The sequence below is a fragment of the Massilibacterium senegalense genome (assembly GCF_001375675.1).
Classification (GTDB): domain Bacteria; phylum Bacillota; class Bacilli; order Bacillales; family Massilibacteriaceae; genus Massilibacterium; species Massilibacterium senegalense.
Genome location: NZ_LN831786.1, coordinates 1,780,305 through 1,805,902, shown reverse-complemented (window position 1 = coordinate 1,805,902; position 25,598 = coordinate 1,780,305). Strand labels below are relative to the sequence as shown.

The following is a 25,598-nucleotide window of genomic DNA, read 5'->3' as shown; positions in this document are numbered from 1 at the left end:
CATCTATTTTTGTCGTCCTTGAGAGAGTCCTCGTCCGCTTTTTAATGTTAAACTCCTTTCTTTTTTGTCCGATATTATGGGTAGCGATATGAGAACGGGGTGTACGATAATGCAGATTCAAAATGATCAGATTGTTGTGGCACAGGGACGTGGTAAGGAGCGCCCGGTGGAGTTGAAAAAGGGAGAGGTTTATCAAGTCAAGGTGAAAGAGACACGGTTGGGTGAAGCAACGGTTCAGTTGCGTGGTAAGGAGATTCAAATTGCAGTGACTGGTGCTCTGAAGGCTGGTGAAGAGGCGACAGTGGAAGTGATTGGTGAGCGGAATGGAAAGCCTGTGATGAAGCCTTTACCAAATGTTCCTGTCGCGCAAAAAAATATTGCTGAAACTACTTTTCAAGTGAAGCATGTGAACAAAGACGTGAATCAAGCGCTCGATTCATTTTTCAAACAAGGGGTGCCGTTAACGAAAGAGACGGTGGCTGATTTACAGCAATTTTTTAAACAGGCAAAAGGAACTGATGCAGAAAAACTGCAAACAGCTCAAGCATTAGCAACTAAACAATTAGTACCGACAAGTGCTCATTTAAAAGCGGTCCATGAAGCACTTTTTGGTGAGCCATTACAAAAAACGTTGCAAAATGTAGCAAAAGCATTGAATGTACCATTAGAAACGACAAAGGAAAATCCAATCGCTACTCTTAAACAAAAAATAGAAAAAGAACCGCAAAGAGTAATAGCGATTGTCAAAGAAGCGTTACAGTCTTTGCCGGAAGAAGTGCAACGACAAGTAAAAGTAGCAGTTGAAGAAGCGGAGAAAAATCCAACAAAGGCGCGGAAAATAGTAGTAGCAGCTCTTGAAAAGACATTAACGTTAAATCAACACGAAATAAAAAATGGTGTTAGGGAACAAATGAGCCATCAATCACAAGGAACAAAAACAGAAGCGCTACATCAAAAGGTAGCGCAAACAACGACGAAAGAACAAGCGATGGACATGATTCGAGAAGCTATTCAATCAGAATCATGGACAAAACAAGAACGAGCATTTTTAGCAAGAGCGATTCAAACAGCCGAAACGTTACCGGAAAATAGTCGTGATTATCTTTTAAAACAAATAAAAGCAATGGATACTGTAAGACAAATCAAAGAAATGAGCAGCCAACCTCATGTGAGGGAAAACGTGAAAGATTTAAAAGAAATAATAGGACAAATAGAATCATTAAAAGGTACTGTATCATTGAAGGAATCTATTGAAAAAGTAGAAAAACAAATTCAAGTCGGTCGCACTGTTGAAGCGAAAGAAATGCTTACAAAAGCAGTTCGTGATTTTGAAAAATCAGTGCAACAACCACCTACACACTCACTTGAGAAAATTGGACAAATGAAAGAAACATTTGCAAAAGAACCGAATTTTTTGAAAGCAATCGAACGAATGACAACACAAATGAGAGAATCGTCTTTTTCGGTCAAATCAATGGAAAAAACAGAACAACTGTTACAACAAGCAGCTAAACTTTATAAAGACGGACATGTAGCAAAAAGTCATCAGCTCATCACACAAGGGTTAGAAAAAATGACCCAAGAAGTACTTGGGCAAATGAAGCAAGAAGTAATTCGTGAGCCGAATAGTCAAAAAGCGATTGAAACGGTGAAACGAGTAGCGAACCAATCGACACTATCGAAAGAAATATCCAATCCATTACAAAAAGTAGTACAAGAAGCGGAAGTACTAGCAAAAGTAAACCGAGGTCAAGAAGCGAAATCTCGCATTGTGAATCAGTTGAATCAACTCATATCATCACATCAATCAGTTGAAAAAGCGGTCCATCTATTAAAGCAAATAGTGGAAAAAGCAGAGACAGGTCAAAAGGCGGTTGAACATGTTCAAAAAGAAGTGTCCACTCGATTAGAATTACCAAAAGAGATTCAATCCAAAGTAAATCAAGCTTTAAAAGAAAGTGAAGCCCTTGTAAAAATCGGCCATGATAACGAAGCGAAAGTCCATTTGCAAAAACAACTCGATATGGTAACGTCAGCAAAATCAGTAGATCTTGCCAAAATATTGGATCAGTTCACTCGCGAATCAACTATTCAAAAAGCAATCAAAACAGTGAAACAAGTAGCAACGAACGAAACATTGCCACGAGAAGTGACAGATAAATTGCAAAAAGCGATCCAAACAGCGGAAACATTTGTGAAGTTAGGTCAAGGAGCGGAAGCAAAGGCGCATTTGAAAAATCAATTGCAAGCGTCTATCGAGCAACTAAAACAAGCAGATATTAAAATAATCATCGATCAAGCGAAAAACCAAATTAGTCGCGAACCGAGCGTTCAAAAAGCGATGGAAATAGCCAAACAAGTAGCGTCCAATTCGACCGTACCAAAAGAAATAGCAGACCGATTGCAAAAAGTAATCCAAGAGGTAGATGTACTAACGAGAATGGGACGCGGGATAGCTGCCAAAACGCGATTAGAAAATCAATTAACAAATATTTCAAACCAATTAGCAAAAAATGAATCACCAGCTCAAGCAGTAGAAACGATGAAGCAAGTAGCGGCCAATGAATCAACTGGTCAAAAAGCGGCAGAACGAGTACGCCAAGAGTTAGCGCAACGTCCAGAACTCCCAAAAGAAATAGCGAATAAAATAACGCAAGCGTTAAAAGAAAGCGATGTGCTCATAAAAATCGGTCGAGATACGGAAGCGAAAGCGCATTTACAAAAACAGCTTCAAGCATTAACAATGCCAACAAAACAAGTAGATATGCAGGCAACATTAGAACAAGTAACACGCGAACCAAATGTTCAAAAAGCAATCGAAACAGTGAAACAAGTAGCCACGAATCCAACGTTACCGAAAGAAGTAGCGGATAAATTGCAACAAGCGGTGCAAACAGCGGAAACATTTGTGAAGTTAGGCCGGGGAACGGAAGCAAAAGCACAATTGCAAAATCAATTGCAAACAGTAGCAACAAAAAATAGCCCAGCCCAAACAATAGAAACGCTGAAGCAAATAGCAGCAAATGAATCAACTGGTCAAAAAGCGGTGGAACGAGTACGCCAAGAGTTAGCGCAACGTCCAGAACTCCCAAAAGAAATAGCGTATAAAGTAACGCAAGCATTAAAAGAAAGCGACGCGCTCGTAAAAGCTGGTCGCGATGCAGAAGCCAAGGTTCATTTGCAACAACAATTACAAACAATCGCACCAACATCAAAGCAAGTAGACATTCCGTCAACAATAGAACAAGTAAATCGGGAGCCAAATGTTCAAAAGGCAATCGAAACAGTGAAGCAAGTAGCCACGAATCCAACATTATCGAAAGAAGTAGCAGATAAAGTACAACAAGCAGTCCAGATAGCAGAAACGTTTGCCAAAGTTGGACGCATACCGGAAGCAAAGGAGCAATTGCAACAAGTACTCCAATCTGTTGCAAATACACCAAAGTCACAGCAAGGTGTACAACAACTAGAGCAAGTGGCAAAAACAACACCAGTCGATCGCGCTATTCAAAAAATAAGCGATGCTGTATCAGAGAGTACGGAATTGCCGCCAGAAGTAAAAGCAAAAGTACAAGAAACAGTCCAACAAGTAAAACAACTGCTTGAAGAAGGAGAACAAGCAGAAAGCAAACAACTACTGCAAGACGGTTTGCAACAAGCGCGGGTAATGGAATCAAAACAACTAGTAAATCCATCACCACGATTAACGACCGATCAAGTAGAAACATTACAAAAACAATTACAAAAAGAACCAAGCGTTGAAAAAATGATTCAGTCGGTGTTAAAAGAAGTGCAAAATATCGAAAAAGACATGCCTGAATTAAGCAAAAAGGTGCAAGAAAAACTAGAAGAAGCAACTAGTTTTAAAGAAAAAGGGCGTGAAATGAAAGCACGTAACGCAATCCAAGAAGCAGTGCAAGAAATGATGACGAAAGCGGAAAAACCAGTAGAATCAAATGCCGCTGAACAACTACTGCAACAACAAGAAGAACAACAATGGATGCAATCGGTCCAACATTTTACGTCCAAAGATTTAGTCGTCACGCGGGTAACGGAAAAACTAGCACAAGCAGCAATCGACTTTAAACAAACGAAACGCGATTTAATGAAAAATTTAGATAGCATCAACTTTTTAACGAAACAATTTCAAAAAAATGCTGCCCCACAAATTCGCCAAATGCTAGAATCAACGATTAAAACGCTCGACCAGACCATTTTAAAAAGCGATATGATGATGCTTACGGATATGAAAACAGAAAAGCAACTCATTCAAGCAAGCAGTCAACTAGCGGAAGCGAAAAAATTACTTGATAAAGGCGATTTAAAAGGGGTTCAAACGATTGTTCGTGACGTGAAAAGTATGCTCGAACGTCTACAATTTAAACCGCAAGACGTGCGAATCCAGCATTTTGTCATGCAAGAAGAAGAGGCTATTAAAATGTACAAACCGCAAGAGCAATTAATTCGTTCATTTACAGAAACGTTGCGAACGCAAGCTACATTCGAACATTCTGCTCGTGGTGTGTATGAACAAGTTCGGACAATGGGGTTAAATTATGATAGTGAAGTGGGGCAAATGCTCGTTTCCGAGAAAGACATGAACTTATCTAAAAATATGAAACAAGCGTTGCTCCAACTAGCAGAACAACAAGAAAACACACAAGTACGACAAGCAGCCGAACAAGCATTAAATAATGTAACCGGTCAACAATTGTTAAGTAAATCTGATCACGGCACGACGCCACAACATTTGTTTTTCAGCTTGCCACTACTATTAAACAAAAACGTACAAAACTTACAAGTTTATGTAAACTCGAAAAACCAAGGAGAAAAAGTAGACTGGGAAAATTGCAGTTTATACTTTTTACTAGATACGAACAAATTAGGAGAAACGGGAGTTCTTGTGAATGTAGTAGACCGTCAATTATCGGTTACGTTAAAAAATAATTTACCTGATTTTGAGGAAAAGGTGTCGCCACTCGTAGAAAAAGCAACGAAGCGATTAGAAGAAGTTGGCTATAACATGAGCTCTATTCAATTCAGGAAACTTGCAACAGAAAAAGCACCAACAACGGAACAAGAAACAACCAACACACCACCATCCATGCCAATCTTTACGGAGAAAGGATTTGATTTCACAATATGATGATTTCAAAATCGTATAATCAAAGCAGGCGGCGGGCAACGAACGGTCCGTCCGCTGCAGTTGTTCGTTATGACGAAGGAACCGACGCAGCACCAACAGTCGTAGCACAAGGAACAGGGGAAATCGCTCGTCAACTAATCGCAATGGCTCAAAAAAATGACATCCCTATTCAAGAAAACTCTTCCCTCGTACAAAACTTGCTTGACATGGACTTGGGGGAAAATATCCCACCTCAACTATATAATGTAATGGCAGAAATTTTTCTTCTTTTAGAAGAAATTGAACGAAAATATTAAACCTTTAACGGAAATAACCGATACATTAAGTAGAACAAAATAGCGGAGGTGTTTCGCTTGGCAGAATTAATAACAGAAGAAGCGTTGTATCAAAAAACGCCACAAGAAATAACCGCTTTATTATACGAAGCAATGCTTGATCATTTAGAAAATGCCATCCGAAAAATCGAAACAAAAGACTACGTCGAAGTAAATGAATCGTTAAAAAAATGCAACGACATTTTAAAACGATTAGGTGCTGGTCTTAATTACGATGCTGGTATTATCGCCGACCAATTAGAATCGGTGTATATGTATGTCGATAATCTTTTATTTGACGCAAATGTAAAAAAAGATGCAGAAAAAGTAAAAGAAGCTCATAAATTAATTTCGATGATTAGTGAGGCGTGGCATCAAGCGATGATAAACAAAGAAACAAAAGCAAATACAAGAACACACAATATGTCTACATATGACAATTTGTCAGCATACGAAGATTAAAAATAAAGGGGACTGAAACTTATGCGTATTAATCATAATATTCAAGCACTAAATGCTTACCGTAACTTATCAAATAACCAATTTCAAGTAGGAAAAAACTTAGAAAAATTATCTTCTGGTCTTCGCATTAACCGTGCATCAGACGATGCAGCAGGTCTTGCGATTTCAGAAAAAATGCGTTCACAAATCCGCGGATTACAAGTAGCAGAACGAAACGCATTAGATGGTGTATCATTAATGCAAACAGCAGAGGGTGCGATGACAGAAGTACATGCGATGTTACAACGTATGCGTGAACTTGCAGTCCAAGGTGCCAACGACACAAACACAGATTCAGACCGTGCAGAAATCCAAAAAGAAATTGATCAATTAATTAAAGAAATTGATAGTGTAGCAGAAAAAACAGAATTCAATACTCGTAAATTATTAGATGGAACAAGTGCGATTTTAACATACGTACAAACAACAAATACTTCTAAAGCATTAGATAATATTGAAATCGTGGATCCAAATTTAAAATCAGGAGATTATCAAGTTAACATTTCAGGCGTAGTTTTTAAAGATACGATGGTACAACCAGCAGCAGGTCTTCAACAAGGGGATATTGTATTTTCAGTAAGTGGTGCAACAAGTGTGAAAACAGATGCGAATGCAATGGCTTTTGGACTTTATACTGTCAATGTACGAAATTTTGTGAATGACGGTGGTACAAAAAGCGCTCGTATTGAAGTGATTGGTCCAGATGGTATTCCTGTTGAGGAACCAAAATCTATTGAATTAGATGGAAACAAACAAATAATTGCAGGTTTATCCATTGACACAAGTAAAATTACTTCTGCTGGCACAGTAAAAGTACGTTTAGAAGCAGAAGCAAAAGTTCAGTTAAATAAAAAAGATGCTGCTGGAGCATACCAACCAGATGTATTCCAAAAAACATTAACTACTACTAACGGTGTATTTGAACATGGTGGTGCACGATTCACATATGAAACAAGCATTACAGCGGGTGATACAAACTTTAACATTGTAAACAACGCTTTAGCATTCCAAATCGGACCAAATACAAACCAAAACGTAATGATTGACGTCGCGGAATTAAGTACGGTTCGTCTCGGCATCGAAAGTTTAAAAGTAACAACGCAAAAAGATGCGAATAACGCTATCCACCAATTAGACCAAGCGATTGAAAAAGTATCTTCTATCCGTGCGAAACTTGGTGCAACGCAAAACCGTTTGGAACATACGATTAACAACGTGCAAGTAACACGTGAAAACTTAACATCTGCAGAATCTCGTATTCGTGACGCAGATATGGCGCTTGAAATGACAACATTTACGAAAAACAATATCCTTGTTCAATCTGCTCAAGCAATGCTTGCACAAGCGAACCAATTACCACAAGGTGTGTTACAATTATTAAAATAATAAAAAAAGGGGTTGAGGCGTAGCAGCCTCCCCTTTTTTTATGAAAAGGTGGTGCCATTATGGAAGTTAGTCGCATTGAACGAGCGAGTGTAAATAAAGTCGAAAAAAAGAAAGAAGTAGCAACATCTAGTGTTTCCTTTGCAGAAGTAATGAAAAAAGGTCGTAGTGATCAATTTGTCGATCGTTTAAAACAATTATTGCATGATATCGATGACCAGGGGAAAGTGTTAGCGGAAACACAAACGGTTGAAGAATTACGGAAATACAAACAATTGGTGAAAGATTTTATGAAAGAAGCGGTCGATAACGGGTTGAAATTAGAAGAACGTCGCGGTTTTAACCGTCGTGGCCGTACGAAAGTATACAAAATCGTGAAACAAGTCGATCAAAAGTTATTAGAGTTAACGGATACTGTATTAAAAGAACAAGAAAAAGGGTTAAAAATCCTTGATTTAGTCGGAGAAATCAAGGGGTTACTCGTAAATGTGTACGCGTAACCAATGAAAAAACTTGCAGAGAAATGTCCCTGCAAGTTTTTTATGCTGTCAACAACGATAACACTTTTTCCGGTTGTTGATTTGCTTGTTTGATTAACACTTGGTCCGCTTGTTGGCGGATATTAATCGTAAGTAATGTAAACGTTTCTTCTGCCATGTCGGCATCACGAATGAATGATTCCGATAAGGTTAAGTTTGCTTCGTAATAAGTATTGTTAAAATAATGATGTTCGAGTGCTTCATAATACGAACCGATTCGAGCTAATTGATCGGAAATTTTATTTACCGATGCGTGTGTTTTTGCAATTAAATCACTAGCATCTGTTTGTGTTAAAACCGATGCATTTTCTACTTCTAAGTTCGACGTACGTACGTCAAATAACTCGATTTCATACGTTTGACGCGGATTAGCTCCAACGTGAAGTAATAGTTTTGGCGCTGCGCCGTTTGGTCCTGTTGCGATTTCGTGTTCGTTATCAGGTCCAAGCAATGTAATTGTGTTAAATTCTAAATTTTTCGCAGTTTCATTAATCGTACCAAGTAGTTCATCTACTTCCATTTGGGCATTTTCGCGGTCCGCTGTCGTCATCGTGTCGTTGGCAGATTGGACAGCTAGTTCATTGACACGTTGCAAAAGTCCTTGAATTTTCACAAGCCCTTCTTCGGTTGCTTTTACTAACGACATCCCGTCTTGGATATTTCGCTGTGCTTGGGATAGACCGCGGATTTGTCCACGCATTTGTTCGGAAATAGCAAGACCTGAAGCATCATCTGCTGCTGTCCGTACTCGCAATCCACTGCCGAGATGTTGTAATGTTTTCGACGCGTCATTTTCATTTTTTAATACTTTGTGATGACTTTGTAAAATAAAGGAATCATTATGAATACGCATTGAAATCCTCCTTTCCTCGTAATAAGTCTTTCTTCTTATATATCGGTAACTTGTCTTAAAGAATTTACCGACACCGAGTTTTTCCAAAATGATAAAAAAATAAAAAAAGTAACCGATATATTAGATAGAAGAGTAGTTGTACGATCATAAATAAGGAGGGAATTATTGATGCGAATCGATTCGTCTTTTCAACCTCAAAATTTAACATCGACTATCACTCAAACCGAACAAACTGTCAAAGTAGACAAAGTCGATCCAAAAGAATCAAAACAGTATTATTCACAAGAAGAAGTGACAAAAGAAAAGTTAGATAAAGTTGTAGAAAGCTTAAATCACTTTTTAGAACCAACGATGACATCGCTTCACTTCAAACTACATGAAGAATTACAAGAGTATTACGTAGAACTGGTAGATTCCAAAACACAAGAAGTGATTCGGGAAATTCCATCTAAAAAAGTGTTAGACATGTATATGGAAATGACAAAGTTAATAGGGCTGTTTGTAGATAAAAAAATTTAAAAAAAGATAGGTGATTAATATGTTCTCTAATCAAATGAGAATTACAGGGCTTTCTGGAGCGTTAGATACAGATAAGCTCGTAACCGATTTAATGAATGTGCAACGTAAACCATACGATAAATTATTTCAAAAGAAAGAATGGGTGACGTGGCAACGGGATGAATATCGCAATATGAACAAGATTCTTGATGATTTTGATAAGCTTTTATTTGAAAAAGTGTCACGTCAAAGTGTGATTACTCCGAAGCAAGCATCTAGTACAGATGAGGCGAAAGTATCTGCACAAGCGTCTGCTTCTGCAGGAAGTATTTCGTATACGATTAACGAAGTAACAAAATTAGCAACAGCTGCAACAAAATCAAGTACTGCTGGTATTACAGCTTCTACGACTTTTGATGCGAATAAATCTTTGCGGGAAATGAAAGGTCAATTTACTGGTGGTCTTACCTTTTCGGATGTTTCTACGGAGAAATTTACGGTTATCAATGGAAATGTTAATACTTTACAAATAAAAGGTAAAAATGTGCAAAACGTGTCTGTAACAGTAAATGGAACAGCCTATACAGTTAAAGATACGCAAAGTGGTCTTGGTGCCAATGAAGTATATGTAAACCGTGAAACAGGTGCACTAATATTCGGAAATTCGTTAGCAGATAAAGCAAACGTTCAAGTAGATTATCAACAAATAGAAAAAAAATCGATTGCTGTCACAGAGAATGGAGTGAACTTCCAATTAGGAAAAGGTGGACTTCGTTCCGTTCAATCGATTTTAGTAAATGGGGAAGCGTACACAGTAAAAGATACAGCAGCTGCATTAGGCGCAAAAGATGTATATGTGGATAAAGAAACGGGGGCTTTAACATTCGGTAACCCAGTAGCAAAAGATAGCAAAATAGAAGCAAGTTTTATTACCGAAAAAGTGAACTTTTCTATTTCTACTACAAATGCACAAGGGCTACAAACGACGACATCTTTCAATTTAGATAGTACGTATAGTTTAAATCAAGTGCTTCGTGAGGTTAGAGATTCGAATATTGGGGTAAATGCTTTTTATGACGATTATTCTAAAAAAATTGCCTTTACACGAAAAGAAACTGGTGACTTCAATAAAACCAGTGATGAAATTGTCCTAGATGGAGACTTTCTAACTAATACGTTACAAATGCAAGGTGCCGTTGAACAAGGTGGAACGAATGCACAATTAATGATCAACGGTTTAGCGACAGAACGTACATCGAACAATTTCGAATTAAACGGTATTACGTTTACGTTAAAAAGTGAATTCACTACTGGTCCAGTAACCGTCACAACAACGAATTATGTCGATAAATCGTTTGAAGCAATCGTTGAATTCGTAAACAAGTATAATGAAATGATTGGAACTATTAATGATAAGTTAACGGAAAAACGATACCGTAAGTATCAACCGTTAACGAACGAACAAAGAAGCGATATGAAAGAAAACGACATTAAACTTTGGGATGAAAAAGCAAAAAGTGGCGTGCTTCGTGGCGACACCACTTTATCTAGTGGGTTAAGTCAATTACGGATGGATTTATACAGGGAAGTTTCCGGTCTCGATCCAAAAATGAACCAATTAGTAGAAATCGGTATCAAAACGACCAATCGTTACAACGACCGTGGAAAATTAGAAATTGATGAAACGAAATTGAAAAAAGCACTTGCAGAAAATCCAGAAGGCGTCTATAACTTGTTAATGGCCGATGGTGAAACGACAGCGGAACAAGGGATTATTCGCCGGATGCGTTCTACGATTAAGGATACGATTCATGGTGTGGAAGACCGGGCTGGTAATTCGTTTAAAACGAACCAACAATTTACGTTAGGACGTAATTTGGATGAAATTGAAAAGCAAATGGACCGCTGGCAACAACGATTAATCGATATTGAAGATCGCTACTGGCGTCAATTTACAGCAATGGAACAGGCGATTCAACGTGCCAACGCCCAATCTGCTCAATTTATGCAATCTTTTGGTGGTTAATAATAAGGAGGCATTTAATCAATGTCAGTAAACAATCCGTATCAAGCGTATAAACAAAATACAGTAAACACAGCTCCCCCAGGAGAGTTAACATTAATGTTATATAATGGATGTTTAAAGTTTATTTCAGCTGGAAAACAAGCGATGAAAAATGGCGATGTGAATGGCAAAAATGAAAATTTGAAAAAAGCACAAGACATTATTCAAGAATTAATGGTCACACTAAATACAGATATTTCAGTCGCTGCAAATATGATGCAAATGTACGATTACATTCATCGTCGCCTTATTGAGGCAAATGTACAAAATGACGTGGAAGTGTTAGAAGAAGCAGAAGGATATGTGGTGGAATTTCGCGATACGTGGAAAGCAGTATTAAAAATCACACAACAACAAAAAGCGGTCAATGCCGACGGACGTGTGTAATGAATGAAGCACTAAAAAAATATGCGGCCATTTCAGAAGAAATGGTCGCACATTTAAAACAAGGCATTACCGAAGAAAATAGCGATAACGATTTAAAAAAATTAGAAGATTACTTCAACGCGCGCGATCAATTAATTACATCAATTCAACCGCCAACGACGGAGGAAGAAAAAGAACTTGGTCAACATATTATACAATTAAATGAAGAAATCGAAAAAATGACAAAAGCGTTATATGCATCCGTGAAAGTAAAAATGAATCAAATGAAAAAACAACAGCACACTTCCAATGCATATGCTAACCCGTATGACGGTTTTTCCATTGATGGGACATTTTATGATGAACGTAATTAACAGGAAAACGTTACAATTGAAAGTTTTTTGTGATAACTTCCTAAATTTGTTTGACTTCTATGCGATAGTAGCGTATAGTCAATATAAGAGGAAACGTCCTCTATCGAAGATTTAAGAAACGAAGGGAATGTGAATTAATGTTAGGAAAAGTAAAATGGTTTAATGCGGAAAAAGGTTTTGGATTTATCGAACGTGAAGATGGCGACGACGTATTCGTACACTTCTCAGCAATTCAAACTGACGGCTTCAAAACTTTAGAAGAAGGCCAACAAGTTGAGTTTGAAATCGTTGAAGGAGCACGTGGACCTCAAGCTTCTAACGTAACTAAGCTTTAATTCCCATTCCCTTTAAGTGAATGAGTAATTACAAGCAAATTCAACCCATTTCAATTTATTGAAATGGGTTTTTGAATGCTAAAATCCCACTATCTGTCATCATTAGATAGTGGGATTTTTTAAAGCATATTAACATTTAAGCTTCGAGACGAAAAATGTAATAAAACGTTTTACATAATGTGAACAAAAAAGAAGGAAAAAAGAAACAAGTACTGATAGAGGAATACTTAAAGCTATTGGAAGTTCCACGCCGTACCAAATCCCCATTTTTATTTGTTCGAAACCAAATGTTCTTAAAATACCGGCTAGTACAGAAAAAATCGCACTTAAAACTAACCCTGCATATAAGATAGATAAAACTAAAATGGCTAATGTATAAAAAAAGGAAGACATCGCTTTATTTAGTTTCATGCCTTCTCCCTCTTGATTATCTGTTGTACTTTCGCACTTGGAGAAATCGAATAATGTTCTTTATAGTAAAGTTTTTTGATAGTACATTTAGTACCAATTGATACAACATCCCCTTCTACGCTTTCTGCAACTGTATAAGAAAGATGGACGTTTTTTCCTTTTATACTTTTGCAATTTAGTCTTTTCCTTAAAAAAGAAAACGATAATACATCCTTATCTACGTATATTTCATCTGCCATAAGGTATTCAATGAAACTTTCACTAGACAATTTTAAATTAAAATACTTTGCTTGTATGTCTAATGCCCGCACTATCCCAACTGCATCTATACATTCTGCCTGTAATTGTTGTTCAATTGTCAGTTTTCCTGAACTACTAATTTTTGTTACAAGTCCTTTTTGCATCTTTAGATTTCCTGCATTTATAATTTCATTAATTTTACAAATGTTTTTCATTTTACATGACCCTGAACTTTGTAAACTATGTGCTTCTACACAAGAATGAAAAGAACTATATCCATGGGTTGAAATGATTTGTAAGCGTATTTCTGGATATAAAGATACAGAGCCGCGAATATTTAGTTGTTCAAGGTCTGCATCTAGATTTTTCACACTACCGCTTGTCAGAGTTATACTACGTAGTTTTTGAACTGGTTTATTGTTCACTAATTATCACCTCATAATAATTTAATTGATATATATTTTATCTATTAAAATATATATCAATTAAATTATATGTACTATCATTTTGTCAAGAATAAAAAAATTCCGTATATTTTCATGTGAGCGATTACGACTTTCAAAGGGAATTTTGACAAAATAAAAAGATCCAAAACATTCATGTAACAATGTTTTGAATCTTTTTATTTTGTTCATTTCGAGTTCATGTATCTTTTGAAAACAGTTTTCAAAAGATTTTTTCCATTAATTGATTAACTTCCATTAATGATTGTGCTATTTCTGTCAGTTTTTCTTGAGAAAACTTCAAAAAAATGGTTTGAACCTTAGCTTCGCCGTTATTTGTTAAAATTACCTTCACCACTCGCCGATCTTCTTTTTCTCTAACCCTTTGCACTAAAAGTAATTTTTCTAATTTATCACACATTGATGTTACAGCTCCAGGAGTAACACTAAAAAAATCTGCAATTTCCGTTACTTTCATTCCACCATTAATTTTCAGTTGAATGAGAAGGATAAGCTGGTTTTGCGATAGTGCTTCTCCTTCAGAAAGAAGATTGGTAAACATCTTGGACTTTTGCTGTATTTCAAGCATTTCCTTCATAATGATTTCTACATATTTTATTTTATTATTTTTCAACACATACTCACAGCCTATTTAAATATTTAACTAAATTAATTATATAGTAAGTATATAATTAATTTAGCGCACTGCCAATAATATAAAATTGGAATCTTTTGAGTTGGACCTTTTTAATAATCCAGTTGCGATGGGCTAACGACTTCCGCTATAAGTCAAAGTGCTCCAGAGGCAAAAAGGCTCCTCTTCCGCCCTCCGCCTTATAGCTCCGTCGTTGACCGAGCCCATCTCCACTTTTTAATAATCCAGTTCCGGGCGCTAGGGGCTCGAGTCATAAGCTGTATTGCTCCATGAGGAAGAATCGCCTCATTCTGCAATTCATCTTATGCTAGTCGCCCCTGAACAAGCGCCCTCCACTTTTTTAATGATCCAGTTTCGGGAGGCTACCGACTACCGTAATAAGTCACCCGATTCCAGAGGCAAAGAGACGCCTCTTCCATCGTGCGCTTTATTACTCTGTCGGTGAGCAAGCCACCCTCCACTTTTTTGCTTTTCCTATGTTTATTCTTTTTGAAAGCGGGTACATACATAGTGTAAGGTACACTGGAAATAGAAAGAGGGGAATTCGTTATGCTATACAATATCCGTGGAGAAAACATTGAAGTAACAGATGCTCTAAGAGATTATGTTGAAAAAAAAGTTGGAAAATTAGAACGATATTTTGACACTCCTCCAAGAACTGATGTACATGTGAATTTAAAAGTGTACAACGATAAAAAACAAAAAGTGGAAGTAACCGTTCCAATGCCGCACTTGTTATTACGTGCAGAGGAAACTCATAATGATATGTATGCTGCGATTGATTTAGTCATTGACAAACTAGAACGTCAAATTCGTAAGCATAAAACAAAAGTAAATCGTAAAGCACGTCAAGAAGGTGCTACGAAATTCGAATTTGCGGATGCGCCATTTGTAAACGCACCTGTAGCGGAAGAGGAAGAAATCAAAATTTATCGTACCAAACGGTTTAATTTAAAACCGATGAATGTAGAAGAAGCCGTTCTTCAAATGGATATGTTAGGACATAACTTCTTCGTATTTAAAGAAGCCGAAACAGGCGACACCAATGTAGTGTATCGTCGTAAAGACGGTCAATACGGTGTAATTGAACCTGAATGATCATATAGGAAAAGGGTTGCCCGACATTTGTTGGGTAACCCTTTTTTTTCGTTCGTATCGTTCCGTTATTTTCTTTCTTTCCCCCAATACCTACCAAATGGACTTCGAATAAATAATGTTACACTTTCCTGTCTGCCTTCTTGTCAGCGGTTTTTTTAATTGTTATGATTAAACTTGATGGTATTTTAAGGCTATCGAGTGAAAAAAGAAACGCATAAAAACGAAATGAGGTCGTTTATCATGTTAGATTTTTTAAAAAAGATTATTCCAGACGGCACGAGTCGCCAACTGAAGAAGTTAGAAAAAACGGCGCATGAAATAGATGCATTACAATCTGAAACAGAAGCATTGTCTGATGAACAATTGCGGGCAAAAACGGATGAGTTTAAAGCGCGTCTTGAAAAAGGAGAAACGCTTGATGACATTAAAGTTGAAGCATTTGCGGTGGCGCGTGAAGCAGCGAAGCGTTCGCTCGGGTTACATCCGTATTATGTACAATTAGTCGGTGGACTAGCCCTTCATGAAGGAAATATTGCGGAAATGAAAACTGGGGAAGGGAAAACGCTCGTTGCGACGTTACCTGCCTATTTAAATGCCCTTTCTGGCAGAGGAGTACATATCATAACGGTCAACGAATATCTAGCTCGTCGTGATGCGGAACAAATGGGCCAACTGTTTCAATTTTTAGGTTTAACGGTTGGATTAAATATTAGTGGTATGTCTTCGGAAGAAAAACGAGAAGCATATGCAGCAGATATTACATATGGGACGAATAATGAATTTGGATTCGATTATTTGCGCGATAACATGGTTGTATATAAAGAAGAACAAGTACAACGTCCGCTTCATTATGCCATTATTGACGAGGTCGACTCGATTTTAATTGATGAAGCGCGGACACCACTAATTATTTCTGGTTCTGCTCAAAAATCAACAGACCTTTACGGACAGGCGGATCGTTTCGTGAAAACGTTAAAAAAAGAAACAGATTTTACGATTGATGTAAAAACGAAAACGATTCAGTTAACCGAAGAAGGAATGAATAAAACCGAAAAAGCATTTGGGATTGAAAACTTATATGATTTATCGCATGTAGCATTAAATCATCACATTAACTTAGCGTTACGTGCCAATAACATTATGCTTCGCGACACGGATTACGTTGTCCAAGACGGGGAAGTAGTGATTGTTGACCAATTTACGGGTCGTTTAATGGCGGGACGCCGTTATAGTGACGGGTTGCATCAAGCGATTGAAGCAAAAGAAGGCTTAACGATTCAACGGGAATCGATGACATTAGCAACGATTACGTTCCAAAACTATTTCCGTATGTACGAAAAATTAGCGGGGATGACAGGGACAGCGAAAACGGAAGAAGAAGAATTCCGGAACATTTACAATATGAACGTACTCGTTATTCCGACGAATAAACCGGTTCTTCGAGACGATAAACCAGACTTGATTTTTAAAACGATGGATGGAAAGTTCCAAGCGCTCATTCGGGAAATTGAAAAGCGTCATAAAGAAGGACAACCGATTCTTGTTGGGACGGTTAGTATTGAAACGAGTGAACATATTAGCCAACTGTTAAAACGAAAAGGCATTCCACACCACGTGTTAAACGCGAAAAACCATGCGAAAGAAGCGGAAATTATTGAAAGTGCTGGTCAAAAAGGTGCGGTAACGATTGCGACGAACATGGCTGGTCGTGGTACCGATATTAAACTCGGGGAAGGCGTTGTCGAGTTAGGTGGATTATGTATTTTAGGGACAGAACGTCACGAGAGTCGCCGGATTGATAATCAGCTTCGTGGTCGTAGTGGACGTCAAGGGGATCCTGGTTTTTCGCAATTTTACATTTCAATGGAAGATGAGTTAATGCGTCGCTTCGGTTCGGATAATGTGAAAAGCTTAATGGATCGTTTCGGTGTCGACGATGATATGCCAATTGAAAGTAAACTGATTACGCGTACGGTGGAATCGGCGCAAAAACGAGTAGAAGGAAATAACTTTGACGCGAGGAAACAGTTGCTCCAATATGATGATGTCATGCGTCAACAACGGGAAGTTATTTACAAACAACGTCAAGAAGTCATCGAGTCGGACAATTTACGCGATATTACGTTAAGCATGGTGGATGCAACGATTGACCAAATTGTCGCTTCTCACACACCACCGGAAGAATTACCGGAAGAGTGGAAATTAGATGCGATGCTAGAACATTTAAATTCGACGGTGTTAAAAGAAGGCATGTTAACACTTGAGGCACTACAAGAAAAAGAACGAGAAGAAATAGTTGAAATCGTAAAAACGAACGCACATCACTATTTTGATGAAAAGGAACAAGAATTTGAGCCAGAACGATTTAACGAATTCCAAAAAATTATTATTCTTCGTGCGGTAGATCGTAAATGGATGGATCATATCGATGCGATGGAACAATTGCGTGAAGGAATTCATTTACGTGCATACGGTCAAAACGATCCACTTCGCGAGTATCAAATGGAAGGCTTCAGCATGTTTGAAGTGATGGTAGCGGAAATTGGCGAAGAAGTATCGACGTATGTGATGAAAGCACAATTAGAAGACAACATGAAGCGGGAACAAGTGGCAGAAGGAAAAGCTGTCGTGCCGAATGAAGACGGCGAAGCACCGAAACGGAAACCAGTTCGCCGTAAAGTGAACATCGGTCGAAATGACCCTTGTCCGTGCGGAAGCGGGAAAAAATATAAACATTGTCACGGCAAAAACGAATAAGGAGTGGAATAAGCGTGGAACAAGCAGAAATAAAACACGAACTTTCAACAATGGCTAAACGATTAGCGGACTTTAGGGGGTCTCTTTGACTTAGATGCCAAAGAGGCTCGCATCCAAGTGTTAGATGCCCAAATGGTCGAACCAGGCTTTTGGGATGACCAACAAGTGGCGCAAAAAGTCATTAACGAAGCAAATGCTTTAAAAGATTTAGTCAATGAAATGAAAGCACTAGAAGAAAAATACGAAGATTTAGATATGACGTTTGAATTATTAAAAGAAGAACCAGATGCAGAACTAGAAGCAGAGTTAGAAGAACAATTAGGCGATGTTACAAAAGAGTTAAATGCATTTGAATTACAACTTTTATTAAGTGGCCCATATGACCGAAACAGTGCAATTTTAGAATTACATCCAGGTGCTGGTGGAACAGAATCACAAGACTGGGCATCACTTTTATTACGGATGTACACGCGTTATGCGGAACGTCACGGGTTTAAAGTAGAAACGCTAGACTATTTACCTGGCGATGAAGCGGGTGTAAAAAGTGTGACGTTATTAATAAAAGGAATCAACGCTTACGGCTATTTAAAAGCGGAAAAAGGGGTACACCGTCTTGTCCGGATTTCTCCGTTTGACTCTTCTGGTCGTCGGCATACGTCATTCGTTAGTTGTGACGTGATGCCAGAATTTGATGATGATATCGAAGTCGAAGTACGTACGGAAGATATTAAGATCGATACGTACCGGGCAAGTGGGGCTGGTGGACAACATGTTAATACGACAGACTCTGCTGTACGAATTACCCATCTTCCGACTGGTATCGTCGTTTCGTGTCAAAATGAACGTTCGCAAATTAAAAACCGGGAAGCTGCGATGAAAATGTTAAAAGCAAAATTGTATCAAAAAGAGCTAGACGACAAACAAGCAGCGATGGATGAAATTCGCGGGGAACAAAAAGAAATCGGGTGGGGTAGCCAAATCCGTTCGTACGTTTTTCACCCATATTCGATGGTAAAAGACCATCGTACAAACGTCGAAGTTGGGAACATCCAAGGGGTCATGGACGGAGATTTAGACGTGTTTATCGATGCTTATTTACGTTCGATGATCTAATTCAAAAACTTTTTTGAAAAATACAGTCTTTTTTCAAAGGCTGTATTTTCTTTTGCACTAAAAAGTGTATAGTAATGGTAGATACACAGATTGGTGGGAACGAGATGAAACAATATCGAGTGTTATTAGCCATTTCCATGTTTCTTGTTATTGTTATGGCAATTCTTTTATATTACAGTGAACGAAAATTAATTTTAAAAAATGCGATTATGGAAGAACAAAATATAACAGAAATTAGTAACGAAGTAATCAAAAGCGATATCGAAGACGCGATTCGTGATTTGCGCTTTTTTACGAGAGTATATGAAAGTCATCTTGATGAAACGGATGATTCTGCTTTTTTTCGCAATACGAGTTATAACTTTTTTATGTTTGTCAAAGAAGAGATGCGGTACGATCAAATGCGCTTTATTCAAAAGGATGGAAAAGAAGTGATTGCCATTAACTACAACAATGGTACGCCTGAATTTGTGCAAGAAAGTGCCTTACAAAATCGGAGCGAAGCAGCGTATTTTCAAAAAGCAATTTCTTTAGATTATGGAGAAATACATATTTGTCCGCTTCAATTAAAAAAGAACGGGTTAAGAGTCGCGAATCCGATTCAACCGATGAACTACATCGCAAGTCCTGTCTTTAACCGAGATGGGGAAGTAGAAGGAATCGTCGTATTGAACTACATGGCAGACCAATTAATTCGTCATTTTGAGTTTTCTGTTGCGCGTGGGCAGCGCGAATATTATTTGTTAAACGAGAAAGGATATTATTTGTCTTCCCCAACAGAGGAAAAAAATTGGGGGTTTATGTATCCAAATCGTAGTCGAGACTCTTTAATGTATGATAATCCGAAAGTGTTTAGAAAAATTCAAAAAGATACAAAAGGATATTTTTTTGAAGACGAGAATTTATATGTATATCAACAAATTATCTATCCTGCTCAGTGGCATGTCAAAACGAATGAAAAATTATACGTCTTAACAAAATTATCGCATCAGCAACTGCACCAATTATTGTTACCATTAAAATTACGGACGATTGTTGGCACGATTATTATCATTATCGGGGTGATGATCATTTATGCGATTTCAGAAAAATTAGTAAGACAAGAACGCAGGTACCAACAATCATTAGAAAAACTCGTAACGAAAGATTCATTAACGAAAGTCGGCAATCGGTTTAGGTGTCATAAAGTGTTAGAAGAAAAAATGAAACGAAGACGACCGTTTATTTTTTGTTATTTAGATATGGACCGATTTAAAGCAGTGAACGATACATTTGGACATGCGGTTGGGGATGAGTTACTCATTTATTTAGCGAATCAAATCAAAAAGGCCGTCCAAGATCAAGGTGAAGTATTTCGTTTAGGTGGTGACGAGTTTTCGATTGTCCTGCATCAAGCAGATGAAAAAACAAAACAAAAAGTAATAAAAGCTGTGGAAGCTATTTTTGATAAACCGATTTATATTGAAGGAAACTATTGTGATGTTGGGATTAGTATCGGATATAGTTGTTACCCGGAAGATGGAAATACGATTGATATGATTATGGCCAAAGCAGATGAATCTATGTACGAAGAAAAGAGCAAACATCGTAAGTATAGGTGAAAATTGAGAAGCTACAATGAATCATGTAAAATAAAAATTGAAACGCTTTCTTACACTATTGGAGGAGGTAAAGGGATGAAAAAACTTGCAGTCGTTTTATTTGGAAGTGCATTAATGTTAACGGCGTGTGGTGGCGATGACGCGGACAAAGAGACAAAAACAGAGGCACCAAAACAAGAAGAAGCAACAGGCAAAACAGTGATGGATCAAAAAGGCTGTCTTGCATGTCATGGTCAAAATTTAGAAGGTGGCGTTGGGGTTGCTTTAACAGACGTAGGTAGCCGCTTATCGGAAGATGAAATTCGTGAAGTGGTCGTAAACGGACGAGGTGCGATGCCGAAACAAAATGTAGAAGGCGAAGAACTAGATGAAATCGTCAACTACTTGTTAGAACAAAAAGGCGAATAATCAAAAAACCGTATCACAATTTTTGTGGTACGGTTTTTTCATGTTTACAATAAACACTCACTGTTGTAATTTCCACGTTCAAAAATTCTTCACAAAGATGAAACCGCATCCAAACGTTGATGTAACGCGTTTGTTACAAAGTGTAATATTTTGAAATATAACTGTAACATAAAAAATGACGAACCAATGCTATAATGGTCAATGTGAACGACAAGGAAGCATAAACTTTGTCGAACTTTGTTTGAAAACACATCCTTAGGAAGTGATATTTTTGATAGAAATGAAAAATGTGTATAAGCGTTACTCCAATGGGGTGCTCGCGCTTAACGATATAAATGTAAAGATAGACCAAGGTGAGTTTGTTTACATAATTGGCCCGAGCGGTGCAGGGAAATCAACGTTTATTAAGTTAATGTACCGAGAAGAAAAGCCGACAAAAGGTGATATTAATATTGCCGGTCAAAACGTTTCAAAATTAAAAGAACGCGACATTCCGTATTTACGTCGTAATATCGGAATCGTGTTCCAAGATTTTAAGCTACTACCGAACTTAACGGTATATGAAAATGTAGCATTTGCGATGGAAGTTATTGAAGCAGACGCGCGGGAAATGAAAAAACGCGTCATGGAAGTGTTAGAACAAGTAAAATTAAAACATAAAGCTCGTTCGTTACCTTCTGAATTATCAGGTGGGGAACAACAACGTGTATCCATCGCTCGTTCCATAGTCAATCGTCCGAAGGTGATTATCGCCGATGAACCAACAGGAAACTTAGATCCTGAAACATCTTGGGAAATCATGGACATATTTGAAGAAATCAATGCACTGGGAACAACCATTGTGATGGCCACACACAACAAAGAAATCGTAAATACGATGCGTAAGCGTGTCCTTGAGATTGACGGAGGACAAATCGTACGTGACGATCATAAGGGGGAATACAGTTATGAAGGCTGAAACCCTTAAACGTCATATTCGCGAAGGGGTAAAAAGTATCGGTCGTAATGGCTGGATGACATTCGCATCCGTTAGCGCCGTAACCGTAACCTTACTCATTGTAGGATTTTTCTTATTAGTTTTAGCAAATTTCAACCACATGGCTTCAAAAATTGAAAGCGACGTGGAAATGAGTGTATTCTTGAAAAAAGACACATCAGAAGAACAACGAAAAGCATTAGAACAAAAAATCAAACAAATTCCAGAAGTCGGCGAAGTGAAGTATGAAACGAAAGAACAACAATTAGATCGCCTAATTACAGACTTCGGAGAGGATTCTAAAACATTCGAATCGTTACGATCTGAAAATCCATTATTAGATGCTTACTTAATTAAAGCAAAAGATCCACACGATACGAAAAAAATTGCCACACAAATTGAAAAATTTCCAAACGTAGACAAAGTAAACTATGGAGCGAAAACAGTAGAGCGTCTCTTTAGCGTATTAAAATCATTACGAACATTCGGGGTGATTTTAATTGTCGGCTTGCTGTTAACAGCCATGTTCTTAATTTCTAATACAATTAAAATTACAATCTTTGCTCGTCGGAAAGAAATTGAGATTATGAGATTAGTTGGAGCAACGAATAGCTTTATTCGCTGGCCATTCTTCGTAGAAGGTTTAATGTTAGGTGTACTCGGTTCCATTATTCCTATTTTAGTCGTTATTTTAGGATATACCGCAGTATATGATTATTTAAATTCCAGCGTGCAAGCTTTATTGCTGACAATGGTTCCTGTTTTCCCACTAACGATTAACATTTCGTTCCTGTTATTATTACTCGGTTCGTTAATTGGTATTTGGGGAAGCGTTATGAGTTTACGAAAATTCTTGAAAATATAAAGATAAAAAATAGTCGGGGTGACTTGAGAACAATGAAGAAGACGAATAAATTTTTAGCGATCACAGCAGCACTAACCATCGGATTCGGTGGGTTAACAGCCGTTTACACAGAACAACCAGTAGCAAAAGCAAATGAGCTACAACAATTAAAAAATAAAAATGCACAATTAGAAGCAGAAGTAGCAAAAGTTCGCGAACAAATTAAAGATTTAGAAAGTCAAATCAACAGTTCACAAGCAAAAATAGACGAATTAAATAAAGAAAACGAACGTTTAGCAAAAGAAATCGAAGAAACAATGGCTAAAATGGAAGTGAAAAAAGCAGAGCTAGGTGCAACGTTACAGGCGACACAAAAAGCTGGTAAAGTTGGCATGTTAGATGTCATTTTAGGCGGAAAAGATTTTACTGATACAGTGAATCGTATGGCACTTGTTAGAACGTTAACAACAGATCAACAAGAAAAAGTAGAAGAATTAGATAATTTAGAAGATAAATTACAAACAGATAAAACCAAAGTAAATGAAAACTTAGTAACACTAGGTGAAGAATTAAGTAATTTAGAATCCGCAAAAGGTGAACATGCGTCTACATTAAGCGGTGTAACATCTGAACAACGTGCAATTATTGCAGAAATTGAAGCAATGGAAGAATTAAATCGTCAAATGGCAGCAGCTCGTGCCGCACAAGCAGCTCCACAACGCGGTGGCGGCGGTGGTGTTACTGGCGCAGCAAATGAAGTAAGTTATGTTGCATCTTCTGCAGCACCAGGTGGTGGACCACTTTCTAACTTAGGTTCTAACTGGGACGGTACACCATACCGTTTTGGTGGCACAGGCTCTGGTGGAATCGATTGTAGCTCCTTTACACAACAAGTAATGTCTGCAAATGGTAAAAGTGTAGCACGTACATCAGCTGCACAATATGCAGGTGGTCAAAAGGTCGATAAAGGTAGTCTGCAACCAGGCGATATCGTAGCGTTTAACACAGGTGGTGGTGGTGTTTCTCACGTAGGTGTTTACGTAGGAAACGGTCAATTCCGTCACGCAGATTCTACACGTGGTGTAACGGTGTCTAACTTAAACAGTGGTTACTGGTCAGGCGCTTACGTAGGTGGAGCTCGTTATTAATCTAAAAAACTTTTCTTTGAAAATAGAACAAAAAGATGTATTGTTTCAGATCAAAATAGATAAAAAGGTGGGGTTTCATCAAAAAATGTGGATGAATCACCACCTTTTTTCCTAGATATGCATTATAATGGTAGTTGGTTGGGTTTTTGGAGATACAGAATTTACATAGAGGTGACAAAATTGAAACGACCATACAAATTACTCACATTAACAGCGGTATGTACATTAGGACTTAGTTCATTAGGCACTACATACGTACCAAATCAAGTAAAAGCCAATCAATTAAACGACGTACAACAAAAGAAGCAAAAAATCCAAGGTGAAATTAGCGAAAAAAATACAGAAAATACTAAACTAGAAGACGAAGCAACGAACATACGAAATCAAATTAAACAACTAGAAGCGCAAATTTTAACAACATCGAAAAAAGTAACGGCGAAAGAAAACGAAGTAGCAGCAACACAAAAGGAAATCGATCAATTAAAAGCGCAAATTAGTGAATTAGAAAAACGAATTAAAGAACGGGACGAACTGTTAAAAGAAAGAATGAAAGACATCCAAACGAACGGTGGCGCTGTTCGATATGTGGACGTATTAGTGGCGGCTGAAAGTTTTTCAGACTTTTTAAATAAAGCGGGCGCACTTGGTTTAATCGTGGAACAAGATAAAGATATTATCGAAACACAAAAGAAAGAAAAACAAATGGTAGAAGAAAAAGAAACACAAGTAGCGGATAAATTAGTCGTAATCGAAAAAGATTTAAAATCATTGGAATCGTTAAATGATCAACTTGCTGGTCAAAAAGAAGAAAAAAATAAATTTGTCGCAGCCTTAACAGAAGAACAAAAGAAAGTGCAAAGTGAAATTGATGACTTAGAAGGAGAAGTGGCTGCGTTGAATGCCCAAGAAGCAGAAATTAAGGAACAAATCCGTCAAGCAGAAGAAGCAGCGCGAAAAGAAGCACAAGCAACGGCGCAAGTTGCCCAAGAAAAAGCAAGTGGCGGTTCTTCTGCACAAGCATCTGTAGCGACACCGTCTTTTGCAGCACCAAGTTCTGGTGGATTTATTCGTCCAACGTCCGGACGTTTCTCCTCTGGATTTGGTATGCGTGGGGGACGACCACATAACGGAGTCGACATCGCTGCACCAGAAGGCACTCCAATCGTGGCAGCAGCATCTGGTCGTGTTATTGCATCGACTATGGGAAGACCAGGAAATTATGGTGGATACGGAAATGTCGTTGTGATTCGTCATAACCTGGACGGAAAAACATATGATACGTTGTATGCGCACATGGTTTCAAGAAGCGTTTCTGTTGGACAAACAGTAAGCCAAGGGCAAGTGATTGGTGGAGTCGGAAATACAGGTGATTCACAAGGAAATCACCTTCATTTCGAAATTCACCCAGGTGGCTACAAAAACCCGGTAAACCCTGCAAGTTTCGGAATAAATTAATTTACAGCATACTCTTTAAAGGGGTATCATAAAGATAGTGATAAGAAAAAGGCATCACGTCACGTACGACGCGGT

Annotated in this window: 23 protein-coding genes; 19 read left to right on the top strand and 4 right to left on the bottom strand. The window is 37.9% G+C overall.

The genetic code is table 11. The annotated features are described in order from the left end of the window. Nucleotides 1-109: 109 nt before the first annotated feature. Genes BN1372_RS12305 through BN1372_RS12285 form a run of 5 tightly spaced genes read left to right on the top strand, consistent with a single transcriptional unit; the run spans nt 110 to nt 7,844 of the window. On the top strand, nt 110-5,146 hold the full coding sequence (locus BN1372_RS12305) for a hypothetical protein (protein ID WP_062199907.1): 5,037 nt from the start codon (nt 110-112) through the stop codon (nt 5,144-5,146). Continuing rightward, nucleotides 5,143-5,442 carry an EscU/YscU/HrcU family type III secretion system export apparatus switch protein gene (locus tag BN1372_RS12300; protein WP_062199905.1) on the top strand — a complete coding sequence of 100 codons (300 nt, stop codon included), beginning with the start codon at nt 5,143-5,145 and terminating at the stop codon, nt 5,440-5,442. The genes BN1372_RS12305 and BN1372_RS12300 overlap by 4 nt, the downstream gene beginning before the upstream one ends. 48 nt (nt 5,443-5,490) lie before the next feature. Further along, the gene (gene fliS, locus BN1372_RS12295; RefSeq protein WP_407656467.1) at nt 5,491-5,922 is read left to right on the top strand and encodes a flagellar export chaperone FliS; all 432 of its coding nucleotides are present in this window, start codon (nt 5,491-5,493) and stop codon (nt 5,920-5,922) included. A 21-nt stretch (nt 5,923-5,943) separates the two neighbouring features. Further along, nucleotides 5,944-7,347: a flagellin N-terminal helical domain-containing protein gene (locus tag BN1372_RS12290; RefSeq protein WP_062199900.1), complete on the top strand. Its 1,404-nt coding sequence runs from the start codon at nt 5,944-5,946 to the stop codon at nt 7,345-7,347. A gap of 59 nt (nt 7,348-7,406) precedes the next feature. After that, nucleotides 7,407-7,844, top strand: coding sequence for a YaaR family protein (locus BN1372_RS12285; protein WP_062199898.1), 438 nt, complete (start codon nt 7,407-7,409; stop codon nt 7,842-7,844). Between the two features lie 40 nt (nt 7,845-7,884). Here BN1372_RS12285 and BN1372_RS12280 read toward each other — a convergent pair whose 3' ends face one another. Then, complete coding sequence (locus tag BN1372_RS12280) at nt 7,885-8,736, bottom strand: flagellin N-terminal helical domain-containing protein (protein WP_062199896.1); 852 nt, start codon at nt 8,734-8,736, stop codon at nt 7,885-7,887. Nucleotides 8,737-8,904: 168 nt separating this feature from the next. Between BN1372_RS12280 and flaG the strand changes: the two genes are divergently transcribed. The 5 genes from flaG (at nt 8,905) to cspD (ending at nt 12,374) form a co-directional block, all read left to right on the top strand. Beyond that, nucleotides 8,905-9,255: a flagellar protein FlaG gene (gene flaG / locus BN1372_RS12275; RefSeq protein ID WP_062199894.1), complete on the top strand. Its 351-nt coding sequence runs from the start codon at nt 8,905-8,907 to the stop codon at nt 9,253-9,255. 19 nt (nt 9,256-9,274) lie between these two features. Beyond that, entirely contained in the window at nt 9,275-11,260 is a 1,986-nt protein-coding gene (gene fliD / locus BN1372_RS12270; RefSeq protein ID WP_062199892.1) for a flagellar filament capping protein FliD, read from the top strand. A gap of 21 nt (nt 11,261-11,281) precedes the next feature. Beyond that, nucleotides 11,282-11,686: a flagellar export chaperone FliS gene (fliS, locus tag BN1372_RS12265; protein ID WP_062199891.1), complete on the top strand. Its 405-nt coding sequence runs from the start codon at nt 11,282-11,284 to the stop codon at nt 11,684-11,686. Continuing rightward, on the top strand, nt 11,686-12,039 hold the full coding sequence (locus tag BN1372_RS12260) for a flagellar protein FliT (RefSeq protein WP_062199889.1): 354 nt from the start codon (nt 11,686-11,688) through the stop codon (nt 12,037-12,039). Before fliS (BN1372_RS12265) ends, BN1372_RS12260 begins: the two co-directional genes overlap by 1 nt. A gap of 137 nt (nt 12,040-12,176) precedes the next feature. Then, the gene (cspD, locus tag BN1372_RS12255; RefSeq protein WP_062199887.1) at nt 12,177-12,374 is read left to right on the top strand and encodes a cold-shock protein CspD; all 198 of its coding nucleotides are present in this window, start codon (nt 12,177-12,179) and stop codon (nt 12,372-12,374) included. Nucleotides 12,375-12,503: 129 nt separating this feature from the next. Here cspD and BN1372_RS12250 read toward each other — a convergent pair whose 3' ends face one another. The 3 genes from BN1372_RS12250 to BN1372_RS12240 all read right to left on the bottom strand — a co-directional run bounded on the left by BN1372_RS12250 (nt 12,504) and on the right by BN1372_RS12240 (nt 14,102). After that, nucleotides 12,504-12,785: a hypothetical protein gene (locus BN1372_RS12250; protein WP_062199885.1), complete on the bottom strand. Its 282-nt coding sequence runs from the start codon at nt 12,783-12,785 to the stop codon at nt 12,504-12,506. After that, nucleotides 12,782-13,450: a hypothetical protein gene (locus tag BN1372_RS12245; RefSeq protein WP_062199883.1), complete on the bottom strand. Its 669-nt coding sequence runs from the start codon at nt 13,448-13,450 to the stop codon at nt 12,782-12,784. Before BN1372_RS12245 ends, BN1372_RS12250 begins: the two co-directional genes overlap by 4 nt. A gap of 241 nt (nt 13,451-13,691) precedes the next feature. Beyond that, entirely contained in the window at nt 13,692-14,102 is a 411-nt protein-coding gene (locus tag BN1372_RS12240) for a MarR family winged helix-turn-helix transcriptional regulator (protein WP_407656466.1), read from the bottom strand. 570 nt (nt 14,103-14,672) lie between these two features. Here BN1372_RS12240 and hpf point away from each other — a divergent pair. From hpf to BN1372_RS12195, 9 genes are all read left to right on the top strand, one after another. Further along, on the top strand, nt 14,673-15,221 hold the full coding sequence (gene hpf / locus BN1372_RS12235; RefSeq protein ID WP_062199881.1) for a ribosome hibernation-promoting factor, HPF/YfiA family: 549 nt from the start codon (nt 14,673-14,675) through the stop codon (nt 15,219-15,221). A 240-nt stretch (nt 15,222-15,461) separates the two neighbouring features. Continuing rightward, nucleotides 15,462-17,978, top strand: a complete 2,517-nt coding sequence (gene secA, locus BN1372_RS12230) for a preprotein translocase subunit SecA (protein WP_062199879.1) — start codon at nt 15,462-15,464, stop codon at nt 17,976-17,978. 14 nt (nt 17,979-17,992) lie between these two features. Beyond that, a protein-coding gene (prfB, locus tag BN1372_RS12225; RefSeq protein WP_147515383.1) for a peptide chain release factor 2 occupies nt 17,993-19,091 on the top strand; the annotation gives its coding sequence in 2 pieces (ribosomal slippage) (nt 17,993-18,064 and nt 18,066-19,091; 1,098 coding nt in all). Nucleotides 19,092-19,195: 104 nt separating this feature from the next. Beyond that, nucleotides 19,196-20,692 carry a sensor domain-containing diguanylate cyclase gene (locus BN1372_RS12220; RefSeq protein WP_187118412.1) on the top strand — a complete coding sequence of 499 codons (1,497 nt, stop codon included), beginning with the start codon at nt 19,196-19,198 and terminating at the stop codon, nt 20,690-20,692. Between the two features lie 75 nt (nt 20,693-20,767). Beyond that, a complete protein-coding gene (locus BN1372_RS12215) occupies nt 20,768-21,100 on the top strand; it encodes a c-type cytochrome (protein WP_062199875.1) in 333 nt (110 codons plus the stop codon). 271 nt (nt 21,101-21,371) lie between these two features. Then, a complete protein-coding gene (gene ftsE, locus BN1372_RS12210; RefSeq protein WP_062199873.1) occupies nt 21,372-22,058 on the top strand; it encodes a cell division ATP-binding protein FtsE in 687 nt (228 codons plus the stop codon). After that, nucleotides 22,048-22,941 carry a permease-like cell division protein FtsX gene (ftsX, locus tag BN1372_RS12205; protein WP_062199871.1) on the top strand — a complete coding sequence of 298 codons (894 nt, stop codon included), beginning with the start codon at nt 22,048-22,050 and terminating at the stop codon, nt 22,939-22,941. Before ftsE ends, ftsX begins: the two co-directional genes overlap by 11 nt. Before the next feature lie 32 nt (nt 22,942-22,973). Further along, nucleotides 22,974-24,068 (top strand): C40 family peptidase, encoded by a 1,095-nt coding sequence (locus BN1372_RS12200; RefSeq protein WP_062199869.1) that lies wholly within the window; start codon nt 22,974-22,976, stop codon nt 24,066-24,068. A gap of 180 nt (nt 24,069-24,248) precedes the next feature. Beyond that, the gene (locus BN1372_RS12195) at nt 24,249-25,523 is read left to right on the top strand and encodes a murein hydrolase activator EnvC family protein (RefSeq protein ID WP_062199868.1); all 1,275 of its coding nucleotides are present in this window, start codon (nt 24,249-24,251) and stop codon (nt 25,521-25,523) included. The last annotated feature ends 75 nt before the right edge of the window (nt 25,524-25,598 follow it).